The following is a 17,668-nucleotide window of genomic DNA, read 5'->3' on the forward strand; positions in this document are numbered from 1 at the left end:
GAGCTAACGCTTGAGGCGGTTGGATCTTCTGGCGAAGCTCCGCGCCACCCTGGCTGTGGGCCCACTGGGCAGGATTGCGTCCCACCTTTGACGGGCGGCCCCGCACCCCCACTCCTCCTGCAAGCACGGTCATTCGTAACGGGCCGTTGCGGGGCGTCTTAGCTCACCGGTATCGAGTGCCTGGATTGGGCATCAAGCGGGGGAGCCAGTATCTAGGTTCAGCCCGATAATGCCCGATACGATTATGACGAGGTAAGTAATTTTCTGGGCACCGAGCGGCTCGTGAAAGGCTGCAACGCCGACAACTACTGAACCGACAGCACCAATGCCCGTCCAAACTGCATAGGCCATTCCCAGCGGCAATACGGAAAGCGCCTTAGTCAGGGCGATGACGAACGCAGCCAGGAGCGCGATGGATAGAGCAGTCCAACCCACATTTGCAAACCCATCGGCCTTCTTGGTGGCGAATGCCCAACCCACGTCGAGCAGTCCCGACAGAACAAGCAATAGCCAGCCGGTCGATGCGGTCATGACAGCGCCCCCCGAATATCGGGCATGACTTCGGCGAGCCGCGCTTCGACGCGGCTTACACCATTGGATATTTTCTCATGCTCGCCGACGGTGGGGCCGACCAACATCACCTCGGGATCTAAAAAGCCAATGAACTTGAGAGCCTGCTGCAAGTGCGGCCCCGCAAGATTTGGACGTCCCCAACTCGAGCCGGTCGAGAAATCTCCCGATGTGGCGATAATTGCGATTGCAGGGCGCGACCGTAGCAGAGGGCGGTAACCGGCTTCGGGATTGAAGGCGAAGCTCAAGCCAGGTTGTGTGACCAAATCCAAATAGTGTTTGAGCCGGTAGGGAATGGACATGTTCCACATCGGAGTCGAAATCAGCAGCGCGTCCGCCGCGTCCAATCTGCGCACCATTGCCTCCACAGCCTGCCAGGCCAACTCCTGCTCCGGGGAGAATTTCGTTTTCCCGAGCACAGCATATTTCGCATCCAGCAACTCTCCGTCGAACGCCGGAAGGCTCACTTCCCAAAGATCCAGGCGGTCGATACCGAAACCGGGTTTTTGCTCGACCAGTTGGGCGACAAACTTCTCAGCCGCGCGGGACGAGTGGGAACGCTCGCCACGTGGCGACGCGACAACATGCAACAACGTTTTCATGGACACCTCGGATTGTGAGAGCCATGGTACTTCGCGGAAGCGCGAAAGAATTGTGCAATTTTGCCAATCTGATTCGCATAGGTGCGAAATGCTGACGTCCGACGACTTGAAGTTCATCGCTGTCCTGGCAAGGTTTTCAAGTGCCAGCAGTGTTGCACGTGCGCTCAACACCCACGTAGCGACCGTGTATCGCCGACTTAGATCGCTCGAATTGCTGGCCGGGCAGCAGCTATTCGTAAGGGTTCAAGGTCGCTACGAGCCGACACCACTCGGAACAGCTCTTGCTGCTTCATCAGAGTCCATCGACCTTCATCTCGCCGATGCCAACCGTCGTCTCGCGGGGGAGGACGCCCGGTTGGATGGGCATATCACCATAACCACCGCAGATTCCTTAGTGCCTTTGGTCTCGCGCCTTCTGGCCAGTTTTCGCGAGCAACAACCGCGAATTGGCTTTTCGCTCGCGGTGTCAAATAGCTTTGCCGATATGACGCGCTATGAAGCCGAAGTCGCCATTCGACCGACCAAGACGCCGCCAGAAGCATTGGTGGGAAGGCAAGCAGGCAACTTCTCCTACTGGCCGTTCCGCAGCGGCGACCACCCTGTTTCAAGGGGGTGGATCGCCCTGGAAGGGAACGTGGCCTCGATTCCGGCAGCACGCTGGATTACCGACAACGTGGATGCCGATGACATCGTCTTACGCGTGGACAGCATGTGGGCGGCGGCGCAGGCGGCCTCCGCCGGGCTGGGACAGGCTTTACTCCCCAGCTATCTCGGGCGCGAACTGGACCTCGTCCCTTGTGGCGAAACGATCGACGTCCTGCAATCAGAGGTCTGGATGTTGATTCATCCCGATCTTCGACGTACTTCCAAGATCCGCGCTTTCCTCGGATTTGGCGCTCCCTACTTGCGCGCGTCCCTGGACTTTTGACGGAGAAAATAATGACCGTTTGGCCTGGTGCGTACGACGGGTTGCCACGCCTTGCATTCCACCCCGTGCGAGCCACCGTATCCGGCATAACTACGCTCTCGTCCGTTTTTGCCAGCGCCACGGCAGCTACGATGTCGCGATAAAGGGGATTACCCGGACCGATGAGATTTGCAGTCTGGGGCGTGCCGCGGAAGTATTCCGCGAGAACGGATTCGGCCCGATGACTGAGCAAGAAAATGCAGCGGCGGTGCGCCGGCGTGGGAAGCGCTCCGACATGATGGTGGCGCTGCAAACAGCGTTCGGCGAGGTGGTTGATGCGGCCATTGCCGGCGATTTCTCAAAGCGCGTGTATCGCAATTCCCGGATGCCGAGCTCAATTCGCTCGCCAAAGGACCGTGACGGCGGCTGCCCAGCCAGTAGCCGCCACCCTGAATTTTCGCCCACAATATTTGGTCGTCTCCGGGAGCGGCGCCGTACCCTTTCAGGGTCCTCCCCTCGTCCGACGTCTAGTGAGCGAAACGCGGCGTGCCCGCCGCAGGCTTGCCCGGTGGCACCAGCAAGGCGCCGGTGACTGCTGTTGCCAACGCGACCACGGCGGAGATACGGTGGGCCTGGATGAAGCCGCTCTCGAGAAGGGGCGAAGCCAAACTTGATGCTGCGATCGCTGAGACAGCGGCAACCCCAAGTGCGCCGCCCACCTCATGGAAGGTGTTGATCAACCCCGACACCACACCGGCCTTGTGATGTTCGACATGCGATAGCGCCGTCGTCGTCGACGCCACGAATGCGCCGCCAAGGCCAAAGGCAGCGATCGCATAAGCACCCGGACGCAGTGGCCCGTGCTTCGGATGGCTGCAAAGCAACCAAGCGCTGCACTCTAGAGGGCGCATTCGATGTCCTTCCCATCCTGTTCCTTCAGCTCAAGGCGGGCGCACTGCGCTTCAAAGACGGCGGCTTCCTCCGCCGTGAACTTTTCACCTGCGCTTAGAGGATCGAGTTGCGATCGGCAGAGTTGGGAGTCTGGGGCGGCGCCGGTTGCTGCCGGAAACGGCGTTGACGTCCCAGTGTTCTGGCAGCGGAACGGCATGAAGGTGCTCGCGGCACCTGCATTCATCTTCTGGATAGTGAGCGCATTTGCGATGTCGAGCTCTTGTCTCGATTGCGCGCAGACCACAGGTTGCGCGGTGCAGCCACTCGCCATAAAGGTCTCGTTCTGGCTAATGAAGGCTTGGCTCACGTTCTCAGTGTCGAAAAAGCCGAGGGCCTTCTCCCAGCTTTGCCGATACACATGGCATTTCTCCGCCTGCCAGGCCGATAGAGCCGTGTCATCCTGCGCAGCGCTGACGTCAGGAAACAGCACAAAGAAAACAAGAGCGGCGGTGGCGAATGTGCGCAAGATCTTCCGCCTCGTCACTGTTTCGAAACGGCTTCGGCGATGATTCGGCCCAGCTTCGCGATCGCGGCGTTGCGCTGATCCATCGATGCAGTGGTTTCTGTCAGGAAAATGGCCGCCACGATGGGGTCTGGTTGCCCAGGCCACATGACGGCGACGATGCCTCGCGTGCCGTTGCTGCCGGCACCGGTGCGAGCCGCGACGATCCAATCTTTTGGCACGCCTGCGCGCAGCAGCGGCCCGCCCACTTCGTTGGACCGCATCCACGTAGTCAACATTGCTCGCTTTTTTTGTGCCGGCAACGCATCGCCGAAGATTGGGGCGTGCAGCGTGGTCGCGAACGCCCTTGGCGTCGTGGTATCGCGCGGATCACTGGGCGTGCCCTGATTGAGTTCTGGCTCCATACGATCCAACCTTGTGGTCTCGTCGCCCAGCCTCCGGACGAATTGCGGGACAGCACGCGGGCCCCCAATCGCCTCCAGCAGAGATTGGCGGCCGTATTATCGCTGGTGCGCATCGTGGCGTCGCAAAGCTGGTAGGGAGAAACCATTTGCCCCACGAGGTCCTTGGTCACCGGGAATAGTCCTGCAAATTTTGTACCAGCAAAGCCGGTGTGTCAGAGACATCGCTGTCGAGGAGCGTCGCGCAGGCCAAAACTTTGAAACTACTGGCCATGGGAAATCGCTGATCGGCATTGTGGAGCCACCAAGTGTTCCCCGCCGGCATGTAGACCGCCACGCCGACCCGCGCGCCCAGTCGTGCTTCTATTTTCTGGGCTGCGTCGGCTATGCGGTCGTCGGCGCTGATCGCACGCCGGCACCGAAGACGAGCGCGGGAAGCAGTGCCAGAACTGAAAATTTCCTTACCATGAGCTATGTCCTTGCGCGCCAAGTGGGCGGCTTTCGTGCAATCAGATCGACCCGATGATCGTCCAATCTCGGGCAAACGCAGGCCGATAGACCGAGAATGCGGTCATTGTTGGCGTAGTGTCTCAAGTGGCTACAGCATGTCTGGAGCGCTCCAACCCGTGGCTTCATCGATCCAGGTTTTTCGCGTCAGCTTGTCGTAGATGCATAGCACCTTGCCCGTAGCGCCCTTCATGAACGGCTGGGGATAAATGCCGGTCACCAGCGTAGCCACCTTGTTCAACGTGTCGTCGAACAAGATGAGCTCGGACACACGAGCGTGGTCGAGCCCGCTGGACGCTGCGCACGTTTCCGCCACGGCAAGACTAAATTGCGCCTGCGCTTCATCGGAGGAGGCGTGAGCCGCAGTTGTTGCGAGCATGAGGCTTAAAGCGATCGCGAGAGCGCGCATGGGAATATCCTTAGAACAGAAAAAATGGTCACTGATGATAGCGAAACGATGACTGGCGCAGAGACTGGCAGCCCTGCGCTCATTCTGCGTCAAGCCTAGGTGGCTCAGTAGCCGTCCTGGCGATTGCGACGGCTATCGATGATCTCCTGGCTGTTTCTGGAGAGTTCAGTAGCAAGGCGCGCCTCCTCCAAGGATCTCAGGGTCTCGTTGTCGCGGCGCTGCTGTTGAACCAGCATGCATTGTGAGTACTCGGAGGAGCCGTATTGCGCTCCAAAGCTTTCGCAGGTGCCATAGTCCTGACTCAGTTGCTCCTGCGTTGTCGCGCAACCTGCAAGGGCGGTGCTGAGCGCCATAAAAAGACCGAGCGACAGTGCGGACCGCGAGCGGCCGGCGAAAAAATGCGTATTCATGGTGTTCATTTCAGTTTGATGTAATGATTATTCGACCGGTGTGACGGTCAGACCCGTCCACTTGGCGGCGAAGGTCCACATGTCGGCGTAAAGGGCGACGACCTTGTCGCGCGGCATGCCCGCGCCGTGGCCCGCCCTAGTTTCGATACGGATGAGGCGCGGCTTGGTCCCAAGGTCAGCGGCCTGAAGGGCGGCCACATATTTGAAGCTGTGCCCGGGAACGACACGGTCGTCGGTGTCGGCCGTGGTCGCCAGAATTGCCGGGTAGTCCTGGCCAGGACGAATATTGTGGTAGGGCGAGTAGCTCAGCAGGTTGTTGAAATGCCGCTCTTCGGCGGGATTGCCGAAATCGGACATCCATACCTGTCCGCCGGTAAACTGGTTATAGCGCACCATATCCATCACCCCGACGCCCGGCAGTGCCGCCGCGAACAGATCGGGGCGCTGATTGACGACTGCGCCCACCAGGAGGCCGCCATTCGACTCGCCCTGGACCGCCAAGCCGCCTTCGGTTGTGATGCCCTCGGCTTTGAGGAATTCGCCGGCAGCGGTGAAGTCGTCTAAGACGTTCTGCTTGTTTTCGAGCTGCCCGGCCCGGTGCCAGGCACGGCCATATTCACCGCCGCCCCTGATATTGGCCACGGCGACGACGCCACCCTGTTCGACCCAGGCCATGTGCGCTGGATTGTAGAAGGGGACCTGGCTGATGCCGAAGCCGCCATAGCCATAGAGTAAGGTCGGCGCCGGAGCGATGACGTCGTTGCGGCGGATGATGAAGACGGGAATCTTGGTTCCGTCTTTGGATGGGTAGAAGCGCTGCTCGACTACGGTTCTGTCGAGATCGGCGACAACCACTGGCTTGGCCCAAGCCGTATAGCCGTTGGTCGCCACATTGTAGCGATAGACACTGATCGGCGTGTCAAAGCTGGAATAGATGAAAAAGGCCTCGTCGTCGCTTCCTTCGCCACTGAAGCCGCCGGCGCTGCCGATGCCAGGAAGTTCGACGATGCCATCAGGCGCGCCGTCGGTCTGGAAGCGGCGGATTTCGGTATTGGCATCGACTAGGTAAGTGGTCAGCAGACGCCCTCCAAGGAGTGCTGCGGTCGTGAGGACCGCTTCGTCTTCCGCGACGATTTCGACGGCCTTAGGTTCGGCCTGCGACAGATCCAGGCTGACGATCTTGCGCCGCTCGGCATCATGGCTCGTCAGCACATAAAGCGTTTCGCCTTCGCTGCCGATGACCGACCATTCGGCATCAAAGGTTTCGATCAGGATGCGCGGCGTCCAATCCTGGCTGGTCAGTTCGACAACGGCCAGCCCGTTGACGCCTGCACCAGGTGTGGATGCGATTATTAGATAGTGACCGTCCTCAGAGATGTCGGCCAAATTCAGGAGTTCGGGCCGTTCGGTATTGGAATAAATCAGGCGATCCTCGGCTTGGGGTTTACCCAGTGCGTGGAAATAGATCGCATGATTGGCAATGCCCGCAGTGGACCGTGCCCCACCCTCAGGTTCTGGATAGCGCGAATAAAAGAAGCCAGAGCCGTCCTTGGTCCACGTAATTGAGGTAAATCGGGCCCACTGGACCTCATCTTGCAGCACCACACCGGTATCGACATTAAGAACCTTGATTGTCCGCCAATCCGTACCGCCCGTCTGAACCGCGTAGGCGATCAAGGTGCCGTTGTCGGAGGGCGACCAATCCGCCAAGGCGTCGGCGCTGTCCTGTGACCAGGCATTTGGGTCGATGACCACATGCTCCTTGCTGCTATCGCCATCGCGCACGAAAAGCGTCGGCTGGTTGTCCTGACCGGGATTTTTTGTGAAGAAATAGCGATTGCCGCGCTTGATTGGTGCGGTCACCTGCTCATAGTCCAGCATCGCCGCCAGCCGCTCGCGGAAGATGTCGCGGCCGGGCAGGGTCGTCAGGTAGTCTTGGGTGACCGTGTTCTGGGCCGCGACCCAGTCAGCCACCGCCTTATCCTGGCTGATATCGTTCTCGAGCCAGCGATAGGGATCGACGATGGTGCGGCCGAAATGGTTTTCCTCGACGTCATTGCGCTTGGTCTCGGGGTAAGTAATGGTTGCCATGTTTTGAGCCTCATCTGCGTGGGCGGTAGCTGTGCCCAATAGAACGAGTGAAAGAATTGCGAGCACTGCGGTGTTCTGCATGATTGTCCTTCGATCAAGATGTTCGAATTCTGCGGAGATAAATCCGTCATTGACCACCGAACAGCGCGGCGATCTGCTGCTTGGGTAGACCGCTAAGCTTGCGTCAACCTTGCAACTGGCCGGGCCACCAGCCGGCTAAACGCCCTGTCGTCGGGATGACGACGCAATGTTGAGGCAAGCCTTCTCGTTCATAAGACCGTTTGTCACGAGAGGCTGGTGAAAATGCGACTGCTGCTGGTTGAAGACGAGCCCGACATGGCGGCGCTCCTGCGCAGCGTCCTGGAGAAGCACGATTTCGTCACGGACAGCGCACCGTCCATCGAAATTGCCATCGAAGCCATCGAGACGATCTCGCACGACCTCGTCCTGCTGGACCGTCAATTGGGCGATGGCGATGGAGCAACGCTCATTGCCTATCTCCGCAAGCGTCGACCGAATGTGCCGATCGTCATCCTGTCGGCGCGCGGTGCCGCCGCGGATCGGGTCGAGGGCCTCAATCTTGGCGCCGACGATTATATCGCCAAGCCCTTCGTCATCAACGAACTGGTGGCGCGGCTGCGAGCGGTATTGCGCCGGCCAACCCAGATGGCATCCGAGCGCCTTGAAGTGGGCAACCTCAGCTTTGACCTCAACCAGGCCGAAGTCTTCATCGAGGGCACGCGTCTCGACCTGCCCCGAAAGGAATACCTGGTGCTGGAAAGCCTAATGCGAAGAGCTGGTCGCACGGTGCGGCGGGCCGTTCTGGAAGAGGAAGTTTATGGCTCCGACGACGAAATCCAGTCCAATTCCCTTGAAGCCCATATTTCGCGGCTGCGTCGAAAATTGAGCGAGGCGGGCGCGCTCGTCTCGATCCAGCCGGTTCGCGGCGTCGGCTATTTCTTGAAGCGCACGCCATGAAATGGACGAAAACCAACAGGCTGGAGCGCAAGCTCACGTTTCGCATGGTCCAGGTCCAGATCTTGGCGCTGCTACTGTTCTTCGGCGCGTGCGTCTTCCCGCTGGTGGTCTATCCGATCTTCAACGAACTCGGCGATGCCAAGACATTGGACGTCACCGTCGCCGAGCAGTTCGCGCAGAGCCTGCGCTCGGCCGATGGACGCACCATTGTCGTGGCCCCGAACGCCCGGCTGCAGCAGCTCTTCGCCGAATTTCCCCGTATCTGGTTCCATGCAAGCACGGAATCGGGCGCCTCGGTCAGCATTGGCGAGATGCCCGCGATCTACCGTGAGGTTGCTCAGCGATCCTGGGATTTCGAAAGCTTCGACGCCAGGACGTTGAACAGCGGCACCGGCGGTATGGGGTTACGAACCGAAGAATCCCCCGTCGGCACAGTACGCGTCATGACGGGCAACGGGCCGGTGGTCAGCGCGGCCAGCCTGATCGGATGGATATTGGGCGCGCTGGGGGCGGGAATTGCCGTGACGGTGGTCATCGTCAGCGCCGTGGTCATTCCTATCGTCGTGAGACGGGAAATGCGCGGCCTCAAGGCAGCTGCCGCCCAGGCAAGACTGATCCACAGCCATGCTCGTGGCGCCCGCCTTTCCCTTCACGACGTGCCCGACGAGGTTGCGCCGCTGGTGCTATCGGTCAATGACGCGCTGTCTCGTCTCGACGAATCCTATGTCGCTCGTGAGCGTTTTCTTGCCGATTCGGCCCATGAATTGCGGACGCCGATTGCCATCATGCAAACCCGTATAGAGGCGGAGGATCCCTTTCCTGCCCAGACGCGGCTACTCGTGGACGTGGCTCGACTATCCAGCCTAGCCGATCAATTGCTGGACCTGCAACGCATGGATCTGACCGGCACGAGCTTCGTCGCTGTTGATCTGAACGAGGTTGCGAGCGAAGTGGTCGGAGATCTCGCGCCGCTGGCCAGTGCGGCTGGCTATGAACTGTCGCTCATTGCCGCGGCGGATCGCGTGGTTGTTGACGGCGACATTGGTAGCCTCGTGCGGGCCCTGACCAATATCGTGCAGAACGCAGTCGCCTATGGTGGCCAGCGCGGAGAAATCCTGGTGCAGGTGGATCGCAATGGCAGCATTTCCGTCAGTGACGAAGGCCCTGGCATCTCCGAGCACGAACGCGATCGGGTGTTAGAGCCATTCTATCGCGTGACCCACACCACGCGTGGAACCGGTCTCGGGCTCAACTTGGTCGATATGATCATCCGACGCCATCTCGGCCATCTTTCCCTGGGCGATTCTGCCTCGGGCGGTGCCATGTTCGTCATCAATCTGCCGCTGAAATCGGCGTGAGAGAAAAAATCGTTACAGAGCTCAGTCCGCAAGCCTGAGGCAAGCTTCGCACAGCATCTTTGCTCTCGACGGTACCCATCAGGGTGTCCGTATGCGGGCCGTGCATGGCTCGCGACATAATGTCAGGAGCTTCTCAATGCCTACTCGCCGCCTCCCCCTGGCCACCTTGCTCGCAGGTGTTGCCGCTCTTTTTTCCGCAGCGGCAACCCAGGCGTCAGATCTCGGTTTCTCCGCCCGGATGCCTGTCTCGTCGTACAGCGACGCCGGCTTGGCGATCGCCACCGACACCTGGTCGGGGTCTTACATCGGCGCAAGCATAGGGGGCCGTACTGCCGGCGACCTGGATCTTGATTTCCACGACTACGGCCTCACCGCCGGAGCCCAGATCGGCTATCTCCAGCAGCTTGGCATGTTCGTGCTGGGCGCTGAAGTTCAAGGCCTATGGACGGACGAGCTACACTATGCCCTAACCCCCGGCGCCGGATTGGAGCAGGACTGGTCGATCGCCGCCAAGGGCAGGGCAGGCGTGGCGTTGGGCAATCTGTTGATCTATGGCACGGGTGGTGCCGTTTTTTCCGAACTCAAGCCCACAGGCGGGGCGTCCTCGCAGGCCGACTGGCATACCGGAGCCGTGTTCGGCGGCGGCGTCGAGCATAAGCTCGGCGACAACCTCAGCCTGCGCGCCGAGTATCTGCAGACCCGTTTCTTCGGCGTCGATAGCGTGGCGGGTGTCGCTCGTGATGATGATCTCGTCAATCACTCCGTGACCGCTGGCTTGAACTACAGCTTCTAAGGCTAAGGCGTTTTTTTTCCCAGCATCCGGCAGGTAGGGCTCGACTCCCCCGCTTATGGGGACATCACCGTGAGCCAGACCTGTCCGGTCCTCACTGCCGCGACACCACCGGCGACGCCCCGAACGTTTGGAGCAAATCGGGAATATAGGACAGATGCACGACGCCGCTTTTGTAGAGCGCAGGTTCAAGATGGACGGGGCCGAACTGGTCGCTTGTTTTTATCAACCTGCCCCGGCCCCCGGCGGAGAGTTCCGGTGTCCCTGGTCGCTGGTGTGGCCGGATCGAGGGTTTAGTGGGTACGCCTCCGGCAAGGACGGACCAGCCGCTGATGCTCGCGATGCGAACTGTGCATTCCGAACTCGTCGAGAGCGATGCATACCGGACCGTACGGCACACCCTGTGGGATCAGGCGGATCTGGATCTGCCGCCGACATGGGGCGCGGGGCCGCTCTATGAGGTGCCGCCGCCAAAGGAAGCGTGGTCGGCCTCTCAGTCACGGCCCCGCCTGGGTTGGTCCGACATCCTGGTTGGCCTGCTTGCATCCGCCGTCGTCGGCCTCGGTGGCAGCTCTCAACTCGCTCGGCTATACCTTGATCCAATGATGAAGGCTCTGATTTTCACCGCCTGGTCTGGCATTGCCGGCATGGTGGGCTATGCGGCCGCGGGGCTCGCGGCCGGCCAACCCATGTTTACTCTCTGGCCCTGATAAAAGGAGACGTGCTCAATGCAAACAGATCCCATCCTGCTCATCGGCGGTTCAGGCGTCATCGGTCGCTGGACGGCACGATTTCTTCGCGCCGCTCATCCGAATGCGCTGATCCTGATCGGAGGCCGCGATCGCGCGAAGAGCGACGAAGCCGCAGCAGAGGTCGGCAACGCGGAGGGAATGGCGCTCGACTTGAACGCCGAGAACCTTGGTCTTGGCGATCGCGCGGTCAGCGCCGTCGCAGTCCTTCTGAAGGATGACGCGATTGCAGCACTTCGGTTCGCCCAATCGCGCGGCGTGCCCCATATCAGCGTCTCTTCGGGCATCCACGAGATCGGACCCGAGGTGGCGAGCTATATGCACAAGCCGGATGCGGGCCCGGTCGTGCTCGGCGCCGAATGGCTCGTTGGTGCTACAACGGTTCCAGCCCTCGAGTTCGCCAAGGCATACGGTAGGGTCGACGATATCGTCATCGGGGCACTGGTCGATGAGCACGATGTTGGCGGACCGGCGTCAGAAGTGGACGTCGAGCGCCTGACGCGGGCGATGCCCGCCGCGTTGACCCGTCGCGACGGTCGCTACGTCTGGCGTGTCGGCGACGATGCCAAGGCGTCGTTCCGTGCCATTGATGGCAGGAGGATGCAGGCATCCGCCCTTGCGCCGTATGACGTGGTCGCTTTGGCAACGGCGACTGGCGCGCCAAATGTTCAATTCAACCTTGCGACGGGGATGAGTTCAACGCGCCGCCGCGGCGAGCCGATGTCGACCGAGATCATCATCGAACTCGCAGGAGAGGATATGGAAGGTCGGCCCCTTCGCACCCGCCACGCGGTCGTCCACCCGCAAGGGCAGATGCCGTTGACGGGGCTCGGGGTTGCCATGGTTCTGGAACGGCTCATCGGTCTCGATGGCAATCCGGCAACCCCGGCAGGGCTCTTCTTCCCCTACCAACTGCTCGAGTCCGCGACCTATCTCGCCCGCCTCAAGAAAAGTGGGGGAACAGTGCTCCAACTGGAGGTGCTCTGACCTCGCGCCTCCGGCGTTATCCCGGCAGACCCAATGGGCTGCGTTCAGTTCGCCGGAATGCGCGCGATCACCTTGATTTCGAAGTCGAAGCCAGCGAGCCAGTTCACGCCGATGGCCGTCCAGTTCGGATCGGGCTGCTGGACGAAGTTCTGGCTCTTGACCGCCATGATGGTCTCGAACTGCTTTTCTGGGTCGGTATGGAAGGTCGTTACGTCGATGATATCGCCGAAGTCGCAGCCTGCGGCCTTGAGCGTTGACGCAAGGTTTTCAAAGGCACGTTGCACCTGCCGCCCGAAGTCGGGTTCGGGCGTTCCGTCGGCCAGGCTGCCCACTTGTCCGGAGACGAACAGGAGATCGCCGGAGCGTATCGCAGCCGAGTAGCCGTGGGTCTTATAGAGGGCGTGCCGGTCGGCAGGAAAAATTGCTTCGCGCTTGGCCATTGTTCGTTCCTTCTCTACGCAACCTTGATATACGTTGCGTATGTCACATCGCACATATACCGTGTGTATGTCAAATCATATACGCTTCGTATGTAGAGAGGTAGGCCATGGCTGCGAAACGACGCCAGGAAACGATGGAGGAGAACCGCTCCAAGCTGATCAAAGCTGCGAGGAGAGCATTTGCCGAAAAGGGTTATGCGGCAGCCTCGATGGACGATCTTACAGCAGAAGCCGGCCTGACGCGTGGCGCGCTCTATCATAATTTTGGTGACAAGCGGGGTCTCATGGCCGCCGTGGTCAATCAGATTGACGCCGAAATGGCGGCGCGCGCGCAAGAAATCGGCGCCGGCTCGCAGGACGATTGGGAGGGACTTCGGGCCGAAGGCGTCGCCTACATCGAGATGGCGCTCGATCCGGAGGTGCAGCGCATCGTTCTGTTGGACGGACCAGCGGTTCTGGGCGATCCATCGCAATGGCCAAGCCAGAATGCTTGTCTCCAGGCGACGAAAGCAACCGTGGAGAAGCTGATGGCGCAAGGGATCGTCAAAGAGATCGATGCCGAGGCCGCTGCAAGGCTGCTAAACGGTGCCGCGCTCAACGCGGCGCTCTGGATTGCCTCCAGCGACGATCCAGCGGAGGTGTTGCCCAAAGCCGTCAGCGCATTTCATGCTATGACGACAGGTCTTCTGAAAAGCACGCCATGAGGTCACACGCCGATCGTTCCACCGCCTTTGGTCCCTCAATCAAATTAAAGACCCGGCTGCCATCCCTATGTATTGACATATCGCTTATTCTCGATATGAATTGGTTATGGATGTGCTCGAGATATTCAAAGCTCTCTCAAACCGTACACGTCTTGAAATCGTGCGGGGTTTGAAGGATCCCGTGAACAACTTTCCCCCGCAGGATGAAGGTGACGTTCATATAGTGGGGGTCTGCGTCAGTAGCATTCAAGAAGGTGTTGGACTGTCGCAGTCGACGGTGTCCGATTACCTTGCAACGCTGCACCGGGCTGGCCTGGTGGAAGTCAGACGCATCGGTCAATGGACTTACTACAAGCGGAACGAGGCGACTATCAGTGGTCTTGCCGAGATCATAGGAAAAGAACTCTGATCATTTATCACGATATATCGTCAATTCGCGATATTCCTGTTTATCGAAACGAGGATGTGCCATGAATGCGATGAAACTTAACTCTTTTGGTGGCCCGGAATCGTTCGAGCTTTGCGAGGTACCAACGCCTGCTCCACAAGCGGGACAAGTCCTGGTGCGCGTACATGCTACTTCGATCAACCCATTGGATCTCCAGGTCCGGCGCGGCGACTATCGTGACTTGGTACCATTGCCGACCATTACCGGTCATGACGTGTCTGGGGTTGTCGAAGCAGTCGGACCAGGCGTGACGATGTTCTCTCCTGGAGACGAAGTCTGGTACACCCCGCAAATATTTGCCGGGCCGGGAAGTTATGCTGAATACCACGTAGCGAATGAAAACATTATCGGCAGGAAACCCGGCTCGCTAAGCCATCTTGAAGCAGCAAGCCTGAGCCTGGTCGGCGGGACGGCGTGGGAGGCCCTAGTCGTTCGTGCAGCTTCAAGAGTGGGGGAAAGCATCCTGATCCATGGCGGCGCGGGAGGGGTCGGTCATGTGGCGATCCAGCTAGCGAAAGCCCTAGGTGCGAAGGTGTTCACGACTGTGCGCGAAGATAACTTTGAGTTTGTACGAAGTCTTGGAGCGGACGTAGTCATCGACTACAGGAAAGGAGACTATCTCAGCGCTATTATGCGGGAAACGGGTGGCCGGGGAGTCGACGTTGTGTTTGACACCGTTGGTGGCGACACGTTGTCCCGCAGCCCGAATGTGCTCGCACAACTTGGCCGCGTTGTCACGATCGTGGACATAGCGCAGCCACAGAACCTCATGGAAGCATGGGGCAAGAACGCTAGTTTTCACTTCGTTTTCACAAGACAAAACCGCGGCAAGCTTGATGAACTGAGCACACTGGTAGAGCGTGGTCAGTTGCGGCCGCACGTTGGGGCTGTCTATGCCCTCGCTGACATCCCTTTCGCCCATACCCGGCTTGAAAGCCTAAACAACGGCATCCGGGGAAAAATCGCGATCGCAGTTGACTAGCCTTGCCTACCTGGACGCCCGCCGCGCTCTCGTCTAGCGCCCGACCATATTCTGGGACGGCTTGGCGCCTGGTCGAGGCCCAGCGCCGCGTTTCGACGCTGAGGTTGGTGGAACGCCTGGCCGAGCAGCAACTGCTCGAGGAGATCCTCGACGAGAGCAAACCTGTCGTGCCGGCAGGATGTCGGGGACTGGATTACCTCTTGGCAGCGCCGTTCGGCTACGGCGCTGCCTATCCCCATGGCTCCCGCTTCCGAAGAGCAGGCAGAACTCTTGGGGTATTCTATGGGGCCGAGGCCATCGAAACGGCGATCGCCGAACTGACCTTCTATCGCGTACTGTTCTTTGCCGAGTCACCGGACCCCCAACCGCCAGAAGCGGGCGACTGTCCTTAAAACTCTTCGATCGAGGTACCCAACCTAACGGAGGCTGCGATTACGCCTTTATGCCGCTTCTGATCCGCGTTTCCGACTTTGCACGATCGTAGCAACCTCGGCGCTGTGACGTGTTCCCCATTCGCACAATGGGGCGAGCACTTTGGACAGGCTTTGACCAAAATCGGTCAGCTCGTACTCAACGTGCGGCGGTACGGTCTGGAAGTCGATCCGACGAATGATGCCATCATTCATCATTTCCTTGAGATGCTGGATCAGCATCTTCTCGCTCACATTGGTCACGAGCCGTCGGAGTTGACTGGTGCGCTTGGCGCCACTCGTCAAGTGAAAGAGGATGAGCGGTTTCCACTTGCCCCCGAGGATCTCGATCACCGCTTCCAGGCCGCATTGGAAGTTCGTCTCGGTCATTGTGATCTCCGAATTCGGATACTTACTAAATAGTCTGTACTAGATTGTTGGTATGTGCAGTCCTATCTGGATTGGACGACGATGTCGACGGGCTTCGTTTGAACTATCGAGGCGCGAACCCGCGGATAGCGCTGCCAACATCGTGAGCAGACATGAGAAATCCAAACCACCCCTTGCTGGATCCAATCCGCCTGGGCGACATCGATCTACCCAACCGCATCATCATGGCATCCATGACCCGTGCCCGAACGGACAATCCCGGCTTTGTTCCCAATGCGCTGCAGGCGCAATATTACGCCCAGCGCGCTTCGGCTGGACTTATCCTCACCGAGGGGACCTGGCCAAGCCGCGAGGGTGTTGGCTTTATCAATGTGCCTGGCCTTTACACGCCGGAGCAGGTGGACGGGTGGCGCCGGGTCACGGACGCAGTGCACGAAGCGGGCGGGCGCATTTTTGTCCAGCTTGGCCATATCGGGTCGTCATCGCATCCGGATCTGCTCGATGGCGCCTTGCCATTGGCCCCATCGGCGGTTAACCCCGGCTTGCGGGCGTTTACGCCTGACGGCTTCAAAGACACTGTGACTCCCAAGGCGATGGATCTGAGCGATATTGCCCGGACTGTGGAAGACTATGCCAAGGCCGGCCGCTTGGCACAGGCAGCCGGTTTTGACGGCGTCGAACTGCATGGCATCAACACCTATCTGATCCCCACCTTCCTCTATGAAAACCTCAATAAGCGGACGGACGACTATGGTGGCTCGGTTGAGAACCGCGCCCGGCTTCCTCTGCAGATCATTGACGCAGTGGTCGCCTCCTGGTCACCGGGACGCGTCGGCATCAAACTCAGTCCGGGTCTGACCGGTGTCGGAAATTTCATCGTCGGAGCCGAAACCTTGCCGACCTTCGAATATCTGGTCGGTCAATTGTCGAAGCGTCACCTCGCTTATCTCCAACTGATGAACCCCATAAACGATTTGACGGGGACACCCGTTGAGGTTCTCGGGCAGGACGTCACCAGGCATTTCCGGTCCCTTTATTCCGGGGCTCTGATTGCCAATGGAGGGTATACCTTCGAGACTGGCAACGCGCGGGTCCGCGATGGGTTCGCCGATGCCATCGCCTATGGGGCGCCATTCATCTCGAACCCCGACCTGGTCGAGCGCTTCAGCACCGGTCTTTCGCTCAGCCCAAGCGATCGCGACACGTATTATGGCGGCCGCGGTGCTGGCTATGTAGACTATCCGAAAGCTGCAAAAAGCGCCGTTAGCCTATAGGTCGCACACATCCCCTTTCCCACGTCCAGCGACGGGCACTTTTGGGTCCGTCGTTGCAACTCAATACTGAAAGTCGAGCCTCACCCCGGGGTCGTCTACCGACTGGGAACGTGGATTGGTTTCGCGCATGTCCGCCAATAGACCAGTGACTTGAAAAGTGGAAAATCCCTGGATGATCGCGATGGAACACGATGAACATGATCGGCCAATGTGGTCCAAGACGGAGCGCGAACAGCCCGAGATCGCCGGCGAATGCCCCGATCGAAGCGGTCGCGAGCTGCAGAGCAGAACTAATCGGGGGATGGTTTGTTGGGCGAACGGACTTTTCGTGGGATCATCACGAAAGACCGACGTCGTAGCTGAGATCAAGTCGCTGGAAGTTTTCGAGTTGCACCGGCGACGACTGGTTCATGGCGGTCGGCCAAGAGGCGCATCGGTGACGTCGATCATTTGGATCGAGCGGATGACTATTGCACGAGAATCTTCTGGAGCAGGACCAAGGTCGAGTCGCCCTGATATATCTCGGACGTGAACCCCAGTTCCTTCTCCGATTGAATCGCCGCGCCGTTCGCTCTGTTTTCGAGCGACTGCAGGCGTCTGACGCCTTTTAACTCGGCATATTTCGTGAGGTGCCCGAGCAGCTCCCAGCCGATGCCGAGGTTTTTGTGATCGGACCTGACAGTTATGGCGACTTCCCCAACTTCAAGATCGACGTAGCAGGCCAGCATAGCCGTCGCGATGAGAAGGCCTCCTGTTGATTGCCACTGAGAACTGACCCTCTGAGGGCGTAAATTTTCACTGAGATTTGACCCATGTTTTGATCGTTCCCAGGCTGTTTGCCGGGGGA

Annotated in this window: 22 protein-coding genes; 11 read left to right on the forward strand and 11 right to left on the reverse strand. The window is 59.4% G+C overall.

Translation table 11 applies throughout. The features are described from left to right. Positions 1-192: 192 nt before the first annotated feature. Together ABIB57_RS10430 and ABIB57_RS10435 are read right to left on the reverse strand one after the other, a co-directional pair. Positions 193-531: a DMT family transporter gene (locus ABIB57_RS10430; protein WP_354040562.1), complete on the reverse strand. Its 339-nt coding sequence runs from the start codon at positions 529-531 to the stop codon at positions 193-195. Then, positions 528-1,172: an FMN-dependent NADH-azoreductase gene (locus ABIB57_RS10435; RefSeq protein ID WP_354040564.1), complete on the reverse strand. Its 645-nt coding sequence runs from the start codon at positions 1,170-1,172 to the stop codon at positions 528-530. Before ABIB57_RS10435 ends, ABIB57_RS10430 begins: the two co-directional genes overlap by 4 nt. A gap of 88 nt (positions 1,173-1,260) precedes the next feature. Here ABIB57_RS10435 and ABIB57_RS10440 point away from each other — a divergent pair, with 88 nt between their 5' ends. Further along, positions 1,261-2,100, forward strand: a complete 840-nt coding sequence (locus ABIB57_RS10440; protein ID WP_354040566.1) for a LysR family transcriptional regulator — start codon at positions 1,261-1,263, stop codon at positions 2,098-2,100. A gap of 506 nt (positions 2,101-2,606) precedes the next feature. Here ABIB57_RS10440 and ABIB57_RS10445 read toward each other — a convergent pair. From ABIB57_RS10445 to ABIB57_RS10470, 6 genes are all read right to left on the reverse strand, one after another. Further along, positions 2,607-2,882: an MFS transporter gene (locus ABIB57_RS10445; protein WP_354040568.1), complete on the reverse strand. Its 276-nt coding sequence runs from the start codon at positions 2,880-2,882 to the stop codon at positions 2,607-2,609. Between the two features lie 95 nt (positions 2,883-2,977). Next, the gene (locus tag ABIB57_RS10450) at positions 2,978-3,496 is read right to left on the reverse strand and encodes a hypothetical protein (RefSeq protein ID WP_354040570.1); all 519 of its coding nucleotides are present in this window, start codon (positions 3,494-3,496) and stop codon (positions 2,978-2,980) included. Positions 3,497-3,510: 14 nt separating this feature from the next. Continuing rightward, complete coding sequence (locus ABIB57_RS10455; RefSeq protein WP_354040619.1) at positions 3,511-3,978, reverse strand: serine hydrolase; 468 nt, start codon at positions 3,976-3,978, stop codon at positions 3,511-3,513. A 514-nt stretch (positions 3,979-4,492) separates the two neighbouring features. Continuing rightward, a complete protein-coding gene (locus tag ABIB57_RS10460; RefSeq protein WP_354040572.1) occupies positions 4,493-4,810 on the reverse strand; it encodes a hypothetical protein in 318 nt (105 codons plus the stop codon). A gap of 104 nt (positions 4,811-4,914) precedes the next feature. Further along, positions 4,915-5,229 (reverse strand): hypothetical protein, encoded by a 315-nt coding sequence (locus ABIB57_RS10465; protein WP_354040574.1) that lies wholly within the window; start codon positions 5,227-5,229, stop codon positions 4,915-4,917. An 18-nt stretch (positions 5,230-5,247) separates the two neighbouring features. After that, entirely contained in the window at positions 5,248-7,311 is a 2,064-nt protein-coding gene (locus tag ABIB57_RS10470; protein WP_354040575.1) for a prolyl oligopeptidase family serine peptidase, read from the reverse strand. 303 nt (positions 7,312-7,614) lie between these two features. Here ABIB57_RS10470 and ABIB57_RS10475 point away from each other — a divergent pair, with 303 nt between their 5' ends. From ABIB57_RS10475 to ABIB57_RS10495, 5 genes are all read left to right on the forward strand, one after another. After that, a complete protein-coding gene (locus ABIB57_RS10475) occupies positions 7,615-8,289 on the forward strand; it encodes a response regulator transcription factor (protein WP_354040620.1) in 675 nt (224 codons plus the stop codon). Further along, on the forward strand, positions 8,286-9,647 hold the full coding sequence (locus ABIB57_RS10480) for a sensor histidine kinase (protein ID WP_354040577.1): 1,362 nt from the start codon (positions 8,286-8,288) through the stop codon (positions 9,645-9,647). Before ABIB57_RS10475 ends, ABIB57_RS10480 begins: the two co-directional genes overlap by 4 nt. A 136-nt stretch (positions 9,648-9,783) precedes the next feature. After that, the gene (locus ABIB57_RS10485; RefSeq protein ID WP_354040579.1) at positions 9,784-10,440 is read left to right on the forward strand and encodes an outer membrane protein; all 657 of its coding nucleotides are present in this window, start codon (positions 9,784-9,786) and stop codon (positions 10,438-10,440) included. Between the two features lie 329 nt (positions 10,441-10,769). After that, a complete protein-coding gene (locus ABIB57_RS10490) occupies positions 10,770-11,147 on the forward strand; it encodes a hypothetical protein (protein WP_354040581.1) in 378 nt (125 codons plus the stop codon). 18 nt (positions 11,148-11,165) lie between these two features. Then, positions 11,166-12,173, forward strand: a complete 1,008-nt coding sequence (locus ABIB57_RS10495; RefSeq protein WP_354040583.1) for a Rossmann-fold NAD(P)-binding domain-containing protein — start codon at positions 11,166-11,168, stop codon at positions 12,171-12,173. A 44-nt stretch (positions 12,174-12,217) separates the two neighbouring features. Here the strand turns inward: ABIB57_RS10495 and ABIB57_RS10500 are convergent, their stop codons facing one another. Beyond that, entirely contained in the window at positions 12,218-12,613 is a 396-nt protein-coding gene (locus tag ABIB57_RS10500) for a RidA family protein (protein ID WP_354040585.1), read from the reverse strand. Between the two features lie 107 nt (positions 12,614-12,720). On the opposite strand from ABIB57_RS10500, the gene ABIB57_RS10505 reads away from it, so the two are divergent. The 4 genes from ABIB57_RS10505 (at position 12,721) to ABIB57_RS10520 (ending at position 15,139) form a co-directional block, all read left to right on the forward strand. Next, entirely contained in the window at positions 12,721-13,317 is a 597-nt protein-coding gene (locus tag ABIB57_RS10505) for a TetR/AcrR family transcriptional regulator (protein WP_354040587.1), read from the forward strand. 106 nt (positions 13,318-13,423) lie between these two features. Next, positions 13,424-13,726, forward strand: coding sequence for an ArsR/SmtB family transcription factor (locus ABIB57_RS10510; protein ID WP_502914367.1), 303 nt, complete (start codon positions 13,424-13,426; stop codon positions 13,724-13,726). A 61-nt stretch (positions 13,727-13,787) separates the two neighbouring features. After that, complete coding sequence (locus tag ABIB57_RS10515; RefSeq protein WP_354040590.1) at positions 13,788-14,747, forward strand: zinc-dependent alcohol dehydrogenase family protein; 960 nt, start codon at positions 13,788-13,790, stop codon at positions 14,745-14,747. A gap of 107 nt (positions 14,748-14,854) precedes the next feature. Next, positions 14,855-15,139 (forward strand): RES family NAD+ phosphorylase, encoded by a 285-nt coding sequence (locus ABIB57_RS10520; RefSeq protein ID WP_502914368.1) that lies wholly within the window; start codon positions 14,855-14,857, stop codon positions 15,137-15,139. 48 nt (positions 15,140-15,187) lie between these two features. On the opposite strand, the gene ABIB57_RS10525 is transcribed toward ABIB57_RS10520, so the two are convergent. Next, the gene (locus tag ABIB57_RS10525; protein ID WP_354040591.1) at positions 15,188-15,547 is read right to left on the reverse strand and encodes a winged helix-turn-helix transcriptional regulator; all 360 of its coding nucleotides are present in this window, start codon (positions 15,545-15,547) and stop codon (positions 15,188-15,190) included. 152 nt (positions 15,548-15,699) lie between these two features. On the opposite strand from ABIB57_RS10525, the gene ABIB57_RS10530 reads away from it, so the two are divergent. Beyond that, on the forward strand, positions 15,700-16,821 hold the full coding sequence (locus ABIB57_RS10530) for an alkene reductase (protein ID WP_354040593.1): 1,122 nt from the start codon (positions 15,700-15,702) through the stop codon (positions 16,819-16,821). A gap of 467 nt (positions 16,822-17,288) precedes the next feature. On the opposite strand, the gene ABIB57_RS10535 is transcribed toward ABIB57_RS10530, so the two are convergent. Then, positions 17,289-17,668, reverse strand: a 380-nt coding sequence (locus ABIB57_RS10535) for a GNAT family N-acetyltransferase (protein ID WP_354040594.1), incomplete at its 5' end; no start/stop codon positions are given.

It is taken from the genome of Devosia sp. UYZn731 (genome assembly GCF_040546795.1).
Taxonomy (GTDB): Bacteria; Pseudomonadota; Alphaproteobacteria; order Rhizobiales; family Devosiaceae; genus Devosia.